Source organism: Stenotrophomonas sp. HMWF003 (genome assembly GCF_003061285.1).
Taxonomy (GTDB): domain Bacteria; phylum Pseudomonadota; class Gammaproteobacteria; order Xanthomonadales; family Xanthomonadaceae; genus Stenotrophomonas; species Stenotrophomonas maltophilia_AP.
Genome location: NZ_QAIW01000339.1, coordinates 1,200 through 2,404, shown reverse-complemented (window position 1 = coordinate 2,404; position 1,205 = coordinate 1,200). Strand labels below are relative to the sequence as shown.

Sequence of the window (1,205 nt, the reverse complement as noted above, 5' to 3'; positions counted from 1 at the left end):
GACCGGCATGGAGCCAGCATGCGGCTGAGCTACAACAAGAATTTCACCGCCAGCGGCACCGATCTGGCGATGGCGGCGTACCGCTATTCCACCAGCGGCTTTGTCAGCCTGCCCGACCTGACCCTGATGCGCGATGCACGCGCGCGCGGCGAAGGCAGCAACATCGTGTCGCGCCAGCGCAACCGCATGGACGTCAGCGTCAACCAGCGGCTGGGTGAGCGCACCGGGCAACTGTACCTGATCGGTTCGCAGCGCGACTACTGGAACAGCCCCGGCCGCCAGCTGGATTTCACCGCCGGCTACAGCAACCAGTGGCGTTCGCTGAGCTATGGCCTGTCGGTGCAGCGTACCCGCGACAGCTTGTCGCCGTGGCAGGCCGATGGCCTGCGCGACAGCATCCCCGGCGGCATCGATGTGGCAGCGCCGGCGCTGCGCAATGAACGCAGCGACACGCGCCTGTACTTCACCCTGAGCATGCCGCTGGGCCGCGCCCCGCGCGCGCCGTCGATGACTGCGCTGTTCAACCGCTCCCAGCAAGGGGGCAACACTACCCGCGTGGCTGTTAGCGGCAGCGCCGGCAGCGACGACCGGCTGAGCTGGGGCGCCGGCCTGTCGCGCGCCGCCTCGGCCAACACGCTGGACGTCAACGGGCAGTACGCCAGCCAGTACGGCCAGCTCACCGCCACCGCCAGCCGCGGCCCGGCCTACCACCAGTTCGGTGCGGGCATGTCCGGCGGCGTGGTGCTGCATGCCGGTGGAGTGACCCTGTCGCCGCCGCTGGGCGACACCATCGGCCTGGTGCATGCGCCCGGTGCGGCCGGTGCGCGGGTGGAGAACGGCCACGGCACGCGCATCGACGCGCGTGGCTATGCCGTGGTGCCGTACCTGATCCCCTACCAGCTCAACGATATTGCGCTGGACCCGCGCGGTGCCGGCATGGGCGTGACCTTCAAGGAAACCAACCGGCGCGTGGTGCCGCGTGCAGGTGCAGTGGTCAAGCTGGATTACGACAGCCGCGCCGGCCGTGCGCTGATCGTCCAGACCATCCTGGCCGACGGCCGCGCGGTGCCGTTCGGCGCCGATGTGCTGGACGCACAGGGGCGCGTGGTCGGCGTGGCCGGGCAAGGCAGCCGCCTGTTTCTCAATGGCGTGGCCGGTTCGGGCCAGGTCAGCGTGCGCTGGGGCGAGGGCCTGCAGGAGCGCTG

The 1,205-nt window shown here is 70.2% G+C and carries 1 protein-coding gene; it reads left to right on the top strand.

From position 1 onward, the window contains the following. Nucleotides 1-1,205, top strand: a 1,205-nt coding sequence (locus DBR34_RS21395; RefSeq protein ID WP_219928293.1) for a fimbria/pilus outer membrane usher protein, incomplete at both ends; no start/stop codon positions are given.